14 protein-coding genes are annotated in these 16477 nt (G+C 73.5%); 5 read left to right on the top strand and 9 right to left on the bottom strand.

The window, feature by feature from the left end; translation table 11 throughout:
- Window positions 1-48: 48 nt before the first annotated feature.
- Window positions 49-921 carry a site-specific integrase gene (locus tag KME79_RS35050; RefSeq protein WP_219549514.1) on the top strand — a complete coding sequence of 291 codons (873 nt, stop codon included), beginning with the start codon at window positions 49-51 and terminating at the stop codon, window positions 919-921.
- Window positions 922-961: 40 nt separating this feature from the next.
- On the opposite strand, the gene KME79_RS35045 is transcribed toward KME79_RS35050, so the two are convergent.
- Window positions 962-2413 (bottom strand): family 43 glycosylhydrolase, encoded by a 1452-nt coding sequence (locus KME79_RS35045; RefSeq protein ID WP_308249174.1) that lies wholly within the window; start codon window positions 2411-2413, stop codon window positions 962-964.
- A gap of 438 nt (window positions 2414-2851) precedes the next feature.
- On the opposite strand from KME79_RS35045, the gene KME79_RS35040 reads away from it, so the two are divergent.
- Window positions 2852-4054 carry an erythromycin esterase family protein gene (locus tag KME79_RS35040; protein WP_219549512.1) on the top strand — a complete coding sequence of 401 codons (1203 nt, stop codon included), beginning with the start codon at window positions 2852-2854 and terminating at the stop codon, window positions 4052-4054.
- Between the two features lies 1 nt (window position 4055).
- On the opposite strand, the gene KME79_RS35035 is transcribed toward KME79_RS35040, so the two are convergent.
- The 7 genes from KME79_RS35035 to ureA all read right to left on the bottom strand — a co-directional run bounded on the left by KME79_RS35035 (window position 4056) and on the right by ureA (window position 12057).
- Window positions 4056-5309, bottom strand: a complete 1254-nt coding sequence (locus tag KME79_RS35035; RefSeq protein WP_219549510.1) for an MFS transporter — start codon at window positions 5307-5309, stop codon at window positions 4056-4058.
- 32 nt (window positions 5310-5341) lie between these two features.
- The gene (locus KME79_RS35030) at window positions 5342-5911 is read right to left on the bottom strand and encodes a TetR/AcrR family transcriptional regulator (RefSeq protein WP_219549508.1); all 570 of its coding nucleotides are present in this window, start codon (window positions 5909-5911) and stop codon (window positions 5342-5344) included.
- 5 nt (window positions 5912-5916) lie between these two features.
- Entirely contained in the window at window positions 5917-6573 is a 657-nt protein-coding gene (locus KME79_RS35025) for a sugar O-acetyltransferase (protein ID WP_246640942.1), read from the bottom strand.
- Between the two features lie 79 nt (window positions 6574-6652).
- A complete protein-coding gene (locus tag KME79_RS35020) occupies window positions 6653-8020 on the bottom strand; it encodes an APC family permease (RefSeq protein ID WP_219549506.1) in 1368 nt (455 codons plus the stop codon).
- A gap of 10 nt (window positions 8021-8030) precedes the next feature.
- The gene (locus tag KME79_RS35015; RefSeq protein WP_219549504.1) at window positions 8031-9659 is read right to left on the bottom strand and encodes an amidohydrolase; all 1629 of its coding nucleotides are present in this window, start codon (window positions 9657-9659) and stop codon (window positions 8031-8033) included.
- A 20-nt stretch (window positions 9660-9679) separates the two neighbouring features.
- Window positions 9680-11359: an urease subunit alpha gene (locus KME79_RS35010; protein ID WP_308249173.1), complete on the bottom strand. Its 1680-nt coding sequence runs from the start codon at window positions 11357-11359 to the stop codon at window positions 9680-9682.
- Complete coding sequence (gene ureA, locus KME79_RS35005) at window positions 11356-12057, bottom strand: urease subunit gamma (RefSeq protein WP_246640941.1); 702 nt, start codon at window positions 12055-12057, stop codon at window positions 11356-11358. The genes KME79_RS35010 and ureA overlap by 4 nt, the downstream gene beginning before the upstream one ends.
- Window positions 12058-12196: 139 nt before the next feature.
- On the opposite strand from ureA, the gene KME79_RS35000 reads away from it, so the two are divergent.
- The gene (locus KME79_RS35000; protein WP_219549502.1) at window positions 12197-13198 is read left to right on the top strand and encodes a LacI family DNA-binding transcriptional regulator; all 1002 of its coding nucleotides are present in this window, start codon (window positions 12197-12199) and stop codon (window positions 13196-13198) included.
- Here the strand turns inward: KME79_RS35000 and KME79_RS34995 are convergent.
- The gene (locus KME79_RS34995) at window positions 13184-14392 is read right to left on the bottom strand and encodes an ROK family transcriptional regulator (protein WP_246640940.1); all 1209 of its coding nucleotides are present in this window, start codon (window positions 14390-14392) and stop codon (window positions 13184-13186) included. The genes KME79_RS35000 and KME79_RS34995 overlap by 15 nt on opposite strands.
- 236 nt (window positions 14393-14628) lie before the next feature.
- On the opposite strand from KME79_RS34995, the gene KME79_RS34990 reads away from it, so the two are divergent.
- Together KME79_RS34990 and KME79_RS34985 are read left to right on the top strand one after the other, a co-directional pair.
- Window positions 14629-15219, top strand: coding sequence for an RNA polymerase sigma factor (locus tag KME79_RS34990; protein WP_219549501.1), 591 nt, complete (start codon window positions 14629-14631; stop codon window positions 15217-15219).
- A gap of 3 nt (window positions 15220-15222) precedes the next feature.
- Window positions 15223-16308: a hypothetical protein gene (locus KME79_RS34985; RefSeq protein WP_219549499.1), complete on the top strand. Its 1086-nt coding sequence runs from the start codon at window positions 15223-15225 to the stop codon at window positions 16306-16308.
- Window positions 16309-16477 lie beyond the last annotated feature (169 nt).

Here is a 16477-nt window from a genome sequence, read left to right as displayed (position 1 = left end):
CGCCGCCTCCGCGACATACGGCACCACTTCGGGGGTCATGGTCACCGCATGAGCCGCCTGGACGATTCCGGCCTGACCAGCGTCGGTCAGCTCGGAGGGCTTGGCCCGCCCCACCGCGGCCGGGGCGACGCCGACGTGGCCCTGGTCGACGCGCTGGACCCGCTGACCTGGCGCGCGGCCATGACCTGGCTCGCGGGCAGGCCCTCCACGGCCCGGCGGCGGACCTGCCTGCGGGTCCTGGCCTCATGGCTGCGCTGGCTGTACGCGGCCGAACAGGGCCTCGAACCGCTGGCCGCCTCCGCCACCCATCTCGACGCCTACTGCTACGCCGCCCTCACCACCGGCGACGGCGTCACCGCCAGGCCGCTGGCCCAGGCGACGGTGGCCGGCAGGCGCGCCGTCGTGGCCTCCTTCTACGCGCACGCCGAGCGGACCGGCGCCGTACGGGCGCAGCGCATCCTGAACGGCACGTCCCGCCTCACCCGGGACGAACGACGCCTGCTGCGCCGGGGGATCGCGCGGCTGGCCGGTGACGGCCGGCGCGCCGAGGCGCTCGCCGTCGCCCTGCTGGAGGCCACCGGCACGTCCGCGGACGCGCTCGCCTCGCTGTCGGCCCGCGACCTGCACGCGCTGCCCGGCGACGGCCCGCCCGTCGTGCTCGTCGTGCGCGACGAGCGGGACCCGGTCGCGTACCCGATCTCACCGCAGATCCGCCGCCTGCTGGAGGCCGAGTCCGCCGGACGGGGCGCCGACGAGCCGCTGATCAGGCGGCCGGACGGCGGTCAGGTGGAGCCCGGCTGGATCGCCGACGCGCTCACCGGCGCCGCCCGGGCCGGCGGGCTGCCCCTGCAGCGGGCCGAACTCCTGCGCCCGCACCTGCTGCGGGCGACCGGGGTGCACGGGAACGCCGGGGGCGGGTAGAGGGCGGCCGGGCGCGGCGCGTGCCGGCCGCCCTGCCGCGTCAGTAGACGTACGGCCAGCCGGCCGCGTCATAGCCGATCTTGTTGATGCCCAGCCGGGACGAGTTGTCCGCCGCGTACCAGTGGTAGAAGAGGACGTCGCCGTCGGTGTCGGCGAGGACCGCCTGATGGCCGGGGCCGTGGATGTCGCCGTGGCCGGCCAGGATCTGCGTGCCGCCGCCGGCGGTCAGCGCCACCCCGTTGCGGTCCACGTACGGGCCGGTCACCGAGGTGGAGCGGCCGGCCATGACGCGGTAGGTGCTGGCGGCGCCCCGGCAGCACGCGTCGAAGGAGACCAGCAGGTAGTAGTAGGCGCCGTGCCGGTAGACGGTCGGCGCCTCGATCGCGCCGCCGTTGCGGCCGGCGATCGAGTGGAAGGCCGAGCCGAGCCGCCTGCCGGTGGCCGGGTCGAGCTGGATCATCTTGATGCCGGACCAGAACGAGCCGAAGCTCAGCCACCAGCGGCCCTGGTCGTCGACGACGAGGTTGGGGTCGATGGCGTTGAAGTCGTCCGAGGTCCGCGACTCGATGACCAGGCCCTGGTTGGTCCACGACCCCGACGCCCCGCTCGTGCTGGTGGCGAGGAAGATCGCCGAGCGGTTGGAGCCGAAGGTGGAGGCCGAGTAGTACATGACGTAGCGGCCGCCGGTGTAGGTGATGTCCGGCGCCCAGAGCGTGTTGCCGCCGTTCGTGTACGGATGCGCCCACGGCACGCCGCCGGGGAAGGCGGACCCGGCGTTGCGCCAGGCCGTCCGGTCGGCCGAGGTCTTCAGCTGGATGCCCTCGCCGGTGTGGGCCAGCAGGTAGCCGCCGGCGGGAGTCTTGGCCACCTCGGGATCGTGCACGTTGACGGAGCCGGTGACGGTGCCGGGGTCGGGGTAGGAGGGCGGCGGCGTGGACGAGTCGCCCAGCTTGACGAGCTGCCACTGCTGGTTGGCGCCGTTCAGGTCGGCGTACTGCGACAGCCGTCCGCCGTCGGCGGTCGACCACTCCCAGACCTCCAGGGCCTTGCCGCTGTTGCGGTTGATCAGCTTGACGAAGCCGTTGTCGGTGTCGGCGACGCGGAACTGCTGGTTGGCGCCGTTGCGGTCGCTCCACTGGACGATGTTCGCGCCGTCGGCGGTGGAGTTGTCGCGGACGTCGAGGACCTTGTCGCTGTGGCGGGAGCGCAGGCGGTAGTGGCCGCCTCCGGAGTCGACGAACTGCCACTGCTGCCAGGCGCCGTCGTTGCGGGCCCACTGGACGATGGGCGCGCCGTCGGCCGTGGCGCGCTCGTAGACGTCCATGACCTTGCCGCTGTGCCGGTTGACCAGCACGTACCAGGCGCTGGTGTCGATCGTCGCGGCGGCCGCCTGCCCGGCGGCCACGAGGGTCTGGCACATGGCCAGCAGCGCCACGACGGCTGCCGCGACGGCGCGGCGGGGTCTCGGTCGTGAGGGGGCGGGTCTGTTCATGGAGCGCCTCTCGATGTTAGCGCTAACAGATGGCGGGGCTGTCGAGAAAGGAAGGTCGATCGAGAACTACACCACCGAGGGCCGACGTCCGCGGTGCTGGTCATCCTGGTTGTGCGCCCAGTGTTAGCGCGAACACCCGGCTGGTCAAGGAACCGCGCGCAGCCCCGCCGTACCGCGGGAACGGCGCCCGCCGCCGCCCGCGGTGCCCGCCGCCGCCCGCCACCTGCCCGTGATCCCCACGGAAGATCGCCCCGCGCGGCTCCGGTCGCCCGGCACGGCGCGCTGAAAGTTTCACCGCTCGCGACCGTCGCGCGTCCGTGCCGCCGCGCCCGTGGCCGCTAGGTCGGACAGCTGACCCCTTTTTGAGGGTTGTGCTCCTCAACCAGGCATGGAGGCGAGCAAAGTCTCAACCATATGTCCAACGATACCGTTGAGGGCATGACTAGTGGCATCAAGGACACCGCCCATGCCGTCGAGGCCGCCGCCGTCATGCGGCTGCTCCCGGCTCGGCCGCGGGTGCTCGCGCTGGGCGAGCCGACCCACGGCGAGGAGCTCCTGCTCGACGTCCGCAACGAGCTCTTCCGGCAGCTCGTCGAGCAGGAGGGCTACACGACGATCGCCATCGAGAGCGACTGCGTGATGGGCCTGGTCGTGGACGACTACGTCACCACGGGCGAGGGCACCCTCGACGAGGTCATGGAGCACGGCATCAGCCACGGCTGGGGCGCGTTCGCGGGCAACCGCGAGCTCGTGCGCTGGATGCGCGCCTGCAACGAGGGGCGGCCCGCGCCGGAGCGGCTGCGCTTCGCCGGTGTCGACGGCCCCATGGAGATCACCGGCCCGGCGAGCCCCCGGGAGTCGCTCACCGCGCTCCACGGCTACCTCGCGGCCCTGGTGCACGAGAGCCTGCTCCCCTGCACCGCGGAGACGCTCGACCGCCTGCTGGGCGCCGACGAGCGGTGGACCGACCAGGCCGCGATGATGGATCCGTCCCGGTCCGTGGGACGGTCGGCCGAGGCCCGCGAGCTGCGGCTGCTCGCCGACGACCTGGCGGCGCTGCTCGACGAGCGGACGCCGCACCTGATCGCGGCGACCTCACGGGACGCCTGGGAACGCGCGCGCCAGTACGCGCGGGCCGCCACCGGCCTGATGCGCTACCACTTCTGGATGGCCGACGACTCGCCGGGCCGCATGGCGCGGCTGCTGGGCGTACGGGATTCGATCATGGCCGACAACCTCCTCGCGGCCGCACGGCGGGGTCCGGTGCTGGTCCACGCCCACAACCTCCACCTGCAGCGGCACGAGGCCGCGATGCGGATGGGCGACCTGCCGCTGGACTGGTGGGGCGCCGGCGCGCTGGTGAGCGCCCACCTGGGCGAGGAGTACGCCTTCGTGGCCGGGGCTCTCGGCACGATCCGGCACCAGGGGGTGGACACCCCGCCCCCGGACACCGTCGAAGGGCTCCTGTACGCGCTCCCGGAGGACCGCTGCGTCGTCGACGCCCGCCGGCTGGCCGCCGTCCTCGCCGATGCGCCGCCGGTGCCCCGCGAGTCCTCCTGGTTCGGCTACTTCCCCCTCGATCCGGCCCACCTGGCTCAGAGCGACGGCATCGTGTACGTCAAGGACATGCCGCCGAGGTAGGTCAGCGCGACCGGACGTGTTCCCGGTCGACCAGGGCACGGGCGAAGACGACCGTGACGAGGCCCGCCAGCACGACGGAGAGCAGCCCGGCGCGGAGGCTGACGAGGTCGGCGACGAGCCCGACGAGGAGCGGGGACAGCAGGAGTCCCCCGCGCAGCAGCCAGCTGACGACGGTCAGGCCGGTGCCGGGGGGCAGCCCCGGCAGCTCGTCGGCGGTGTGCATGGCGGCGGGGACGAGCGTCGCGAAGCCGAGCCCCGCCAGGGCGAAGCCGATCAGCGCGGTCGCGATCGACGGCACGGCGAGCGCGCCGCCCATGCCGGCGGCGGCCAGCACCCCTCCCGCCCGCGCGACGGCGCGCCGGCCGAAGCGGTCCACCACGCGGTCGCCGGTGAGGCGGCCGACGGTCATGGCGGCCTGGAAGGCCACCACGGCCAGGCCGGCGGTGGCGGCGTCGGCGTGCAGGCCGCTGAGGTAGAGGGCGCCCCAGGACGCGCCGGCGTCCTCGACGAGCGCGCCGCAGGCGGCCAGCACGCCGAGCGCGGCCAGCATCCGCACGGCGGGGCCGGCGAACGAGCGCCGCCCGCCGCGGACGGGCGGGGCGGCCGGATGGCCGTCTGCGGCGGCCGGGGCGGCTGGATGGCCGTCTGCGGCGGCCGGGTCCTGGGCCTCGGCGGCGCGCTCGGCGTCCTCCGGGCCGGACAGCAGGAAGCGGTAGGCGACCACGGCGGCGACGCTGAACAGCGCGGCGGAGATGGCCAGATGGATCGCCAGGGGCAGCCGGAGACCGGCGGCGGCCGCGCCCATCAGGCCGCCCAGCACCGCGCCGACGCTCCACAGGCCGTGCAGCGAGTTGACGATGGAGCGCCGGTAGAGCCGCTGGACGCGCAGGCCGTGGGCGTTCTGGGCGACGTCGACGATCGCGTCGAGAGCGCCCACGACGAACAGCACGCCGCCGAACGCGACCCAGTTCGGCACGAAGGGCAGGACCAGCGTCGCGATCGTCGTCAGGACGATCCCGAACGCCGCCACCCGCGCGGAGCGGAAGCGGCGGATGGCGGCGCCGGCGAGCAGCCCGGCCAGCAGCGCGCCCAGCGGGTATCCCGCCAGCGCGGTGCCGAAGACGGCGTTGGTCACTCCGAGGTCGGCCTTGATCTGCGGGTAGCGGGGGACGATGTTGAAGAACACGGCGCCGTTGGTGAGGAACAGCGCCGCGACGGCGACGCGGGCCCGGCGGGCGGGCGCGGTGACGGACATCGGCTTTCCGATCGGGGTAGAGGGGGTGGGGGTCAGCGCAGGTAGCGCCGGATGGCGTCGCGGATCTGCGCGGGCGTCATCGGCTCGGTCGACAGCGCGTTGTGCAGCGTGAGGCCCTCGATGAGCGCGTCGAGGCCCCGGGCGGTGTCGGCGTCGAAGTGGCGTTCCAGCGCCTGGCGGCTGCGGGCCATCCATTCCTGGGTGACGGCTCTCAGGACCGGGTTGCGGGCCGCGGCCACGTACAGCTCCACCGTGAGCACGAGGTCGCGCTGGGAGCCGAGCAGGTCGTCCGAGACCAGCGTGATGACGGCCTCGACCGCCGCGTCCCGGTCACGGGCGGCCGCCATCCGCTCGTCGAACACCCGGGCCACCGTGGCGGCGTACCGGTTGAACGCCTCGGCGAGCAGTTCCTCAAGAGAGGTGAAGTGGTAGGTCGTCGAGCCCAGCGGCACGTCCGCCACCCTGGCGATCTCCCGGTGGGTCGTCCCGGCGAGGCCGCGCTCGGCGATGACGGTGAGCGCGGCGTCGATCAGCCGGTCCCGCCGGCCGGGGTCGTGGCGGCGGGCGCGCCGGGGCACGGCCCCGCCGTCCCCGGCGGACACACGACTCACCCCGCGCCCGGTCCGGAGCCCGGACCAGCGACCGGACCAGCGTCCGTCCCTGCGCTCGGTCCCGCGGCCGGGCCGGTGTGCTCGATGGTGCGGATCACCCGGGCCGGGTTGCCGGCCGCGACCACGTTGGGCGGGAGGTCGCGGGTGACCACCGTGCCGGCGCCGACGACCGTGTTCTCCCCGATCGTGACCCCGGCCAGGACGATCACGCCGCTGCCCAGCCAGACGTTGTCGCCGATGGTGATCGGCGCGGCGGACTCCCACTTCGCCCGGCGGAGGTCCGGGTCCACCGGGTGGGTCGGGGTCATCAGCTGCACGTTCGTCCCGATCTGCACGTCGTCGCCGATGGTGATCGGCGCGACGTCCAGGGCGACGAGGCCGAAGTTGGCGAACGACCGGGCGCCGACGCGGATGTGGCTGCCGTAGTCGACCCGCAGCGGCGGCCGGATCTCCGTGCCCTCGCCGACCTCGCCGAGCAGCTGGGCGAGCAGCCGCCGCCGCACCTGCGGGTCGCGGGCCGACGTGGCGTTGTACGCGTCCATCAGGTCCGCGGCCCGCCGCATGTGCTCGGCCAGCTCCGGGTCGTCGGCGATGTACAGGTCGCCGGCGAGCATCCGCTCACGCATCGAGCGGCCGTCCGAATCATGCGCCATAAGGACGAGTGTACACATTATATGTACATTCGTACGTAAAGGATGTTTTCCCCGGTGGAAACGCGTCGGCGGGGGTGACCTACGGGGTCGGCACGGTGACGTCGTCCCGTTCGACCTCGCCGAGGCGCAGCTCCGGCGGGCGGCGGGTGAACATCCGGGTCAGGCCGAGCAGGTAGACGAATCCGGCGCCGACCCAGGACAGCCCGACGACGAACGTGAGGCCGGACAGGCTGGTCCACAGCCAGAGGCAGAGCAGCACGCCGACGGCGGGCGCCACGCCGTACTTGACCAGGTCCGCCGGAGTCCGCCTGCCCTCGTTCACGACGTAGTGCTTGATCACCGAGAGGTTGACGAAGGAGAAGGCCACGAGCGCGCCGAAGCTGACCATGGCGGACGCCAGCTCCAGGTCGATGACCAGCGCCACCAGCGACAGCGCGCCGACCGCGAGCGTGGCGAGCACGGGGTTGCGGAACCTGGGGTGCACATAGCCGAAGAACCGCCGCGGCAGCACGCCGTCGCGGCCCATCGCGTACAGGATGCGCGAGACGCTCGCCTGCGAGGTCATCGCCGAGGCGAACGCGCCGGAGATGTAGGAGGCGGTGAAGAAGGCGGCCAGCAGCGTCCCGCCGACGTGCCGCATGACGTCCAGGGCCGCCGAGTCCGGGTCGGTGAACGACTGCCAGTCAGGGAAGGCCAGGTGGCCGACGTAGGAGATGACGATGAAGAAGACGCCGCCGGCCAGGGTCGTCAGCATGATCGCCCGGGGCACCCGCCGCCGGGGGTCGTGCGTCTCCTCCGACAGCGTGGAGACCGCGTCGAAGCCCAGGAAGGACAGGCACAGGATCGCGGCGCCGCCGAGGATCATGGACAGGTCGGTGCCGTCGCCGAAGAACGGCTCGGTGATCGACGGCATCGGTTCACCGGCGATGGCGCGCAGGGCTCCGGCCAGGAACACCACGACGAACACGACCTGGATCCCGATGAGCACGACGTTCATCCGGCTGACCATCCGGATGCCCAGCACGTTCAGCCCGGTGACCAGGGCGATCGCGCCGACGACCCAGACCCAGGCCGGGATCGCCTCGAAGGCCGCGTTCAGGTAGATGCCGATCACCAGGTAGTTGATCATCGGCAGGAACACGTAGTCCAGCAGCAGGGCCCAGCCCGCCATGAAGCCCAGGTGCGGGCCGAACGACTTCTGGGTGTAGGTGTAGGCCGAGCCGGCATACGGATGCGCCCGGACCATCCGCCCGTAGCTGTAGGCGGTGAACAGCATCGCGACGAGGGTGACGACGTACGCGCCGGGCAGGTGCCCCTCGGTCATCTCGGTGACGATCCCGTACGTGGTGAACACCGTGAGCGGCACCATGTACGCCAGGCCGAACAGGACAAGCGAGGGCAGACCGAGCACCCGCCGCAGGTGTGGGGTGGGGGGTTGGCTGGACAAGGGTTCCTCCTCAGGGGCGTTCGTAGACGACGGACCCCTCGGTGATGGTGTAGTCGACGCGGGCGTCGGCGGCCGGGCCGGCGGCGCGGGCGAACAGGTTGCGGTCGAGGACGGCGAGGTCGGCGCGGTTGCCGACGGCGATGGTGCCGGCGTCGGCGTCGTGGTTGACGTACGCGGAGCCGGCGGTGAACGCGGCCAGCGCGACGGGCAACGGCAGCGCCTGTTCGGGCAGGAACGGCGCGTTGTCCCGGTTCTCCGGGTCGACGCGGGTGACGGCGACCTCGATCTCCTCCAGCGGGTTGGCGGTGGTCACCGACCAGTCGCTGCCCATCGCCAGGGTCACGCCGGAGCGCAGCAGGTCGCCGAAGGGATACTGCAGGTCGGCGCGGTCGCGGCCGAGGAACGGCAGCGTCAGCTCCTCCATCTGCGGCTCCATCTGCGCCCAGTACGCCTGGCAGTTGGCCGTGACGCCGAGGGCGCGGAAGCGGGGGACGTCGTCGGGGTGCACGAGCTGCAGGTGCGCGATGTGGTGCCGGCGGTCGCCGGGGCCGTTGGCGGTCCTGGCGGCCTGCACGGCGTCGAGCGCGTTGCGCACGGCGCGGTCGCCGATCGCGTGCAGGTGCGTCTGGAAGCCGAGCCGGTCGAGCTCGGTGACCGCGGCGGCCAGCAGGTCGGGTTCGACGTAGGTCAGGCCGTGGTTGGCGGTGTGCCCGCCGCAGCCGTCGCAGTAGGGCTCCAGCAGCGCGCCCGTGTAGTTCTCCATCACCCCGTCGGTCATGATCTTCACGGTGGTGGGGCGGAACCGGGCGGTGCCCGACTCCCTCTGGCCGAGGAACTCCGGGATCTGGTCCAGCCCGCGATGCCGGTCCCACCACAGCGCGCCCACGACGCGCGCGGTGAGCCGGCCGGCGGAGTCCAGGGAGCGGTAGGCGTCCAGGGTGGCCGGGGTGACCCAGGCGTCCTGCCAGCCGGTGATGCCGAGGGAGTGCAGGTGCGCCTGCGCGTCGAGGATGGCGTCCTCCCACTCCTCGCGGGAGGGCAGCGGGACGTACCGGTCGTTGAAGGAGTAGGCCGCGCCCTCGTGCAGGGTGCCGGTGGGCTCGCCGGTGCGCGGGTCGCGTTCGATCCGGCCGTCGGGCGGGTCGGGGGTGGCTGCGGTGATCCCGGCCAGCGCGAGCGCGGCGGAGTTCACCCACGCGCCGTGCACGTCCCGGTTGAACAGGAACACCGGGCGGTCCGGCACGATCGCGTCGAGGTCCTCCTTGCGCGGGGTGCCGCCGGGGAAGTACTCCATCGCCCAGCCGCCGCCGACGATCCAGGGCCGGTCCGGCTCCCCCGCCGCGTAGGCGGCGACGCGGTCGAGGTAGGCCTGCCGGCCCACCAGCCCGTTGAGGTCCACGTTCAGCCGGTTGCGGCCGGCGAACGGCGCGTGGACGTGCGCGTCCTGGAAGCCGGGCAGCACCATCCCGCCGCGCGCCTCGATCACCCGGGTGCGCGGGCCGACGAGCTCGCGGACGGCGGGCTCGCCCAGCGCGACGATCCGGTCCCCGCGCACGGCCACCGCGTCGGACCAGCTCCGTGCGGCGTCGACGGTGTAGACGTCGGCTCCGACGATCACGAGATCGGCGTGTGGGGTCACTCGGTGCACCTTCTTCGGGGTCAGAGGAAGTACAGGCGGGACAGGGACACCTGTTCGGCCGGTGCGGAACTGATGGGCTCGCCGTCCAGCCGGACGGCGCCGGTGCGCGGGTCGACGTGGACGTGGCCGGTGCGGGCGTTGCGCACCATGTCGGGCAGGCCGATGCCGCGCGTGCCGCGTACGGGGACGCGGCGGCGGCGGGTGGGCAGCAGATCCGACCCCGCCTCGGCGGCGGCCCGGCTGACGAAGGCGACGGCCAGCTCGGCGGGGGCGGCCCCGTACCCGCCGAACTGCGGGCCGAGGACGAGCGGCTGCGCCTCGTCCACCGCCGCGTTCGGGTCGCCGGTCACGCCCCAGGCGGGGAACCCGGCCTTGAGCACCAGTCGCGGGGTGGCGGCGAACCTGGCCGGCTCCCAGAGCACGAGGTCGGCGAGCAGGCCGGGCCGCAGCGAGCCGATCTCGTGGCCGAGCCCGTGCGCGAGCGCCGGGTTGACGGTGAGCTTGGCCAGGTAGCGCAGGACCCGGGCGTTGTCGTGGCGGTCGTGCTCGGCCCCCCGCTCGGCCTTCATCTTCGCGGCCAGGGCGAAGGTCCGCCGGACCGTCTCGCCGGCCCGGCCCATGCCCTGGGCGTCGGAGGAGGTGATGGGTATGACGCCGAGGTCGTGCAGCACGTCCTCGGCCCCCATGGTCTGCTCGCGGATCCGGTCGCGGGCCATCGCCTCGTCGCAGGGCAGGTCCGGAGAGAGCCCGTGGCAGGAGACGATCATGTCGTAGTGCTCGGCGACGGCGTCCCGGCCGAACGGCAGCGTCGGGTTGGTGGAGGAGCCGATGACGTGCGGCTGCCCGGCCAGGCTGAGCACGTCGGGCACGTGACCGCCGCCGCAGCCCTCGATGTGGAAGGCGTGGATGGTGCGCCCGTCCAGCACCGCCAGCGTGTCGCGTACAGACAGGCTCTCGTTCAGCCCGTCGGTGTGCAGCGCGACCTGCACGTCGTGCTCCTCGGCCACCCGGAGCGCGGTGTCCAGCGCGCGGGCGTGCGCGCCCATGTCCTCGTGCACCTTGAACCCGCAGGCGCCGCCCTCGGCCAGCGCCTCGACCAGCGGCTCGGGCCGCGACGAGGAGCCGCGGGCGAGGAACCCGACGTTGACCGGCCAGGCGTCGAACGCGGCGAAGGCGGTGCGCAGCGCCCACGGCGAGTTCACCCCGACGCCCCACACCGGGCCGAACTCCTGGCCGAGGATGGTGGTCACCCCGGAGGCGAGCGAGGCCTCCATCACCCGCGGCGACAGCAGGTGCACGTGCGTGTCGATCACTCCCGCGGTGGCGATCAGGCCTTCGCCGCTGATGATCGTGGTGCCGGTGCCGGCCACCACCTCGACGCCGTCGAGGGTGTCGGGGTTCCCCGCCCGCCCGATCGCGGAGATGCGGCCCTCCCGGATACCGATGGAGGCCTTGCGCACCCCGAGCAGCGGGTCGAGGATCAGCACGTTGGACACGATGAGGTCGCACGTGTCGTGGGTCGAGGTGGCCTTCAGGTGCAGGCCGTCGCGGGCGGTCTTGCCGAAGCCGGCCAGGAACTCGTCCCCGCGCCGCTGCGCGTCCGCCTCGACCTCCACCACCAGCCCGGTGTCGCCGAGCACCACCCTGTCCCCGGTGGTCGGCCCGTACACCGCCGCGTAGTCGCCGCCGTTCACGGTCACTCCGATCCCAGGTAGCCGCAGGCCCGAGCGCGTTCCAGCGCCGCCTCCCGGGCGCCCGGGGCGTCCAGCGGCCCGTCCACGAGGCCGGCGAAGCCGACCACCACGCGCGCGCCGCCGATCGGCGCCAGCCGCACCCCGGTGGTCTGGCCGGGGTCGAACCGCGTCGCCGTGCCCGCCGGCACGGCCAGGTGGCGCCCGTAGGCGGCGGCCCGGTCGAACCGCAGCCGCGGGTTCACCTCGAAGAAGTGGAAGTGCGAGGTGACGCTGATCGGCACCGCCGCCGTGTTGGTGACCAGGACCGTCACAACCTCGTCGCCGTACGGCTCGGGACGGTCCGCCCCGGGCAGCAGGGCGCCCGGCCCGGCCGGGTCGGGAACCGCAGGGCCGAACGGGGCGGTGACCACGGCCAGCCGGGTCCCGTCGTCGAAGACCGCCTCGACCTTCACCTCGGTGACCACGTTGGTGACGCCGGGCAGCACGTCCTCGTGGGTCAGCACGGAGCGCCCGGCGGCGATCGCCTCGCTGAGCCGCCGGCCGTCACGCGCCGCCTCGCAGACCGTGTCCGCGATCAGCGCGGTGGCCTCGGGCACGTTCAGCCGCAGGCCCCTGGCCCGCCGCGCCCGTGCCAGCTCCGCCGCGGTGAACAGCAGCAGCCGGTCGCGTTCCGCAGGAGTGAGATGCACGACGACCGCCTCCATGACCTGTAGGGAATCCGCCGAGGTGGGCATGATTAGAACACGTACAGGAACGTTCCTGCAATGGTCCGGAGAAACGTTCCTGCACAGGCGCGGGAACCACGGCCGCGACCGCCGTCGCGCGGGAGTACGGTTGCCCTTGATGAACGCGCCTCGACCGATCACCCTGCAGGACGTGGCCCGCGCGGCGGGGGTGTCGACGACGACCGTGTCCGACGCCCTGAGCGGCCGGGGCCGGCTGCCCGCCGCGACGCGCGAGCGGGTGGCCGCGGTCGCCCGCGACCTGGGCTACGTCGCCAACCGGAGCGCCCGCAACCTGCGCAGGGGCCGCACCGGGGCCATCGGCCTCTACTTCCCCGGCCGCACGATCGGTCTCGAGTACTACATGCACCTCGCCATCGGCGCCGCCGAGGAGGCCCTGGCCCACGATCTGGCGCTCACGCTCATCCCGGCGACGAAGGATCCGGGGCGCGCGCCGTCCCTCCACCTCGACGGCGTGGTGGTCTCCGACCCCGTGCTCGGCGACCCGATGCTGGAGACGCTGACCGGCCTGCGCGTGCCGATCGTCACCTGCGAGCGCGACCTGACGCCGGGCGCCCGGCACGCGGGCCGGGTCGAGTCCGACCACGCCGCGGCGACCCGCACGCTGCTCGGCCACCTGTCCCGTCACGGCGGCCAGATCGCGATGCTCTGCCCCGGCGAGGAGACCGCGTTCGGCCTGGACATCCGCACCGCCTACCAGGGGTGGTGCGCCGAGACCGGCCGGACGCCGCTGGTCTACGACGTGCCGCTGGTCTGCGAGCCGCAGGACGTCAGCCGCGCCGTGGCCGAGGCCCTGCGGGCGCCCGGCGGCGTCGAAGCGATCGTCTCCGTCCCCGACGGCGGCGCGAACAGCGCCGTGCAGGCCGCCTTCCAGCAGGGCCGCCACGTGCCCGGTGACCTGCGGGTGGCCTCGTACGTCGACAGCCCCTCCCTGCGCGGCCTGGCCACCCCCATCACCGCGATCGACATCGCGCCGCGCGAGATGGGCCGCCGGGCGGCGCGGATGCTCGCCGACCTCCTCACCGGCGCCGTCGCGCCGGGCGCGGTGGAGGTCCTGCCCACCCGGCTCATGGTGCGGGCCAGCACCTCACCGGCGGGCTGAACACGGCGCGGTACGGGCGAGCACGCCCAGCGGGTCGGCCAGCAGGCCGGAGAAGCCGAGTTCGGCGGCGCCGGCCAGCGTGGCGTCGTAGCCCAGGGCCGACGTGCGCAGCCGTACCCTCTCCCGGGCGACGGGCAGCGCGTTGGCGGCGATGCGGGCGCGCACCTGAGCCGCCATGCCCGGATAGATCTCGCGCAACGTGCCGCCGAAGATGACCATGCCGGGGTTGAAGAGGTTGCACAGGTTCGCCACCCCGATGCCGAGCCAGTCGCCGATCCGGTGCAGCGCCTCCTGGGCCGCCGGATCGCCGCGGTCGGCATCGTCCGCCACCGCCCGCACGGCGTCGCGGCCGAACAGCTCGGCCGGTCGCCCGGCGGCGTCGAGCAGGGCCCGCTCGCCGACCTCCGCCTCCAGGCAGCCGTGCGAGCCGCAGCCGCACGGGCGCCCGTCGTACGGGTTGACCACCATGTGCCCCAGCTCGCAGCCGTATCCGCTGTCGCCGTCGAGCAGCTTGCCGCCGACGATGATGCCGCCGCCCACGCCGACGTCACCGTGGAGGTAGATCAGGTTCTGCAAGTTCGCGCCGGCTCCGCGCTGCTGTTCGGCGAGCGCGCCGAGGTGCGCCTCGTTCCCCACCGACACCGGCAGGCCGAGCCCGAGGCGGCGCCCGAGCTCGGCGCCGAACGCCTGGTCGACCCAGCCCAGGTCGGGCCCGAAGCGCACCATGCCGTCGCCGGGCCGGATCATCCCGCAGTAGGACGCGCCGGCCCCGACGCACAGCGCGTCGGGAGGAGCCTCCCCGTGCAGCCGGCGACCGAACTCGGCGAGCACCTCGACCACGCGGTCGAGGTCCGCCCCGGCGCGCGGGCGGACCGCCTCCCTGCGGTCGAGCACGATCCCGCCCAGCGCGACCCTGGCGGCGACCAGCCTGTCCACCGCCACGTCGAAGGCCAGCACGTACGCCCGGCCCGACTCGGGCCGGACCACGAGCGACGGCCGCCCCGCCCGCCCGGTGCCCTGGGGAAGCTCCTCGCGCACCAGGCCGGCCCTGGTGAGCTCCGCTATCAGCGCCATGATGGTGCTGCGGTTGAGCCGCATCCGCTCGCTCAGCGCCGTACGGGAGACCGAACCGCCCAGGTGCACGTGTCGGAGCAGGGTGCCGACGTTGTTCCGGCGGATCTCCTCCTGAACCAACCTGACCTCCGCGATCGTCCGGCTTCCCAGTATCGCGGAGGGTGCCCCGGAAGTGTGATCTTCGGCACCCGGACGGCCGGGGCGGCCGGTACTCCGCCCGCCCCGCGGATACAGTGACCTGCCGTGGCCGGGGGCGCGACGGGACGCCGATCGTCGTCACCGTCCGGAGGGCACCGCGAACAAGAACGCCCGCATCGGGCAATCAGCGCCGACCCTCTTCTCGAGAAAGGCGCCGGATGCATGACCCTTCGTACCCCGCCACACGGCTGGCCGCGGAGCCGGACGACGCGTCGGTCATCGCGAACTCCCGGCACGAGCCGGAGTGGTTCTCGGTGATCTTCGACCGGTACTTCACCGCGATCCACCGCTACGCCGCCGCCCGGCTCGGGTCCGGCGCCGCCGACGACGTGGCAGCGGAGACGTTCCTGGCCGCGTTCGACCAGCGCGACCGCTACGACCTGACCCGCCCGGAGGCCAGGGCCTGGCTGTACGGCATCGCCACCAACCTCATCGGCCGCCATCGCCGCGGCGAGCTCCGCCTCTACCGCGCACTCAGCCGCTCGGCCGCCCGCGACGACGTGGAAGGCCACGCCGACCGCGTCACCGACCGGGTGACCGCCGAGCAGCTCAGCCCTCGGCTGGCGCGCGGCCTGCAGGGCCTGTCCCGGGGCGACCGCGACGCGCTGATGCTCGTGGCCTGCGCCGGCCTCAGCTACGCGGAGACCGCCTCGGCCCTGGACATCCCGATCGGCACCGTCAGCTCCCGGGTGAACCGGGCCAGGGCCAAGCTGCGCGAGGCACTGGGTCACGTGGCGAAGGAGGTCTGAATCATGGACGAGCTGCAGGAACTGCGCCGCTATCACGACGCGCTGCCGGAGACCTCCGCGGAGACCATCGGCGCGGCCCGGTCCCGCCTGGCGGATCACGCGCGAAGGCGTCCGCGGGCCCGCCGCCTCCGGCCGGTGTGGGGGCTGGGCCTGGCCGGGGCGGCCGCGCTGCTCGCCGTGGCCACGACCATGGTTCCTGGCGTCACCCAGGAGAAGGGCGGCGAGGTCGCCGGGGCGCGGCACTCCCCCGCCGTCACCGAGCTCCGGCTGCGACCGGTGGCGAACGCCCAGGATCTGGCCGACAACGCGGCGGTGCTGGCCTCCGGCGAGCCCGGATGGAGTGCCGGCCCCGAGCAGTGGGGCTACGTGAAGAGCCTGCGGGCCCGGACACGGCTGGACGGCGGGCGCCGGCTGATCGGCAGGCCGGAGGTGACGAGCACCCACGAGCAGTGGCGGCGGCTCGACGACAAGGCGTTCGCCACCGTCGAGAAGGGCAGGCTCAAGGTCTCCAGGGGGTCGCAGTTCGAGGTGACCTACCCCTATCTGCTCTCCCTGCCGGCCGACGCCGGCCCCCTGCTGGCCCGCGTCTACCAGACCGTCGACACCGAGAACGCCAGGAATCGCGCCTCCTTCCTGCGCTCGGCCCGGGAACGTGCGGAGAACAGGGGCAAGACCCCCGAGGAGGCGAAGCGGCTGGCCGAGGAGTCACTGCCCGCGTTCACCTCCCAGGACCGCGACCGGTGGGCGTTCCAGCTGATCGCGATGGGCATGAGGGAGACCGCGCTGCCGCCCAGGCTCCGCGCCGCCATGTACGGCGCGCTGGCGAAGATCCCGGGCGTCCGCTACGAAGCCGAGGCCTCCGACCTGCTCAAGCGCCGAGGCGTCACCCTGTACCACGTCCTGGACGGCTACCTGCGCGACGAGATCTTCATCGATCCGAAGACCTGCGAGTATCTGGGCTACCGCACCCTCGTGGTCGAGGACCACGAGGACAGGCCTTTCGGGACCATGAAGAAGGGCGAGATCCATGACTGGGACGCCCTCATCGCGGCGGCTGTCGTCGACAAGCCGGGGCAGCGGCCCGGCTGACTCCGCGTGGACCGTGGGGCTCGCCCTACATCCCAGGCGGACTCAGCCGATGCGCCAGGTGTCGCCGCCCATCAGCAGATCGGCCAGATCACCCTGGCCCTTCTGCGCCACGGCCTCTTCCAGCTGGCTGGTCATCAGCGTGTCGTAGGCCGGGCGGTCCACGCTGCGG

Origin of the sequence: Nonomuraea harbinensis (assembly GCF_019396385.1) — a bacterium.
Classification (GTDB): Bacteria; Actinomycetota; Actinomycetes; order Streptosporangiales; family Streptosporangiaceae; genus Nonomuraea; species Nonomuraea ferruginea.
This window is presented reverse-complemented; position numbering and strand designations above follow the sequence as displayed.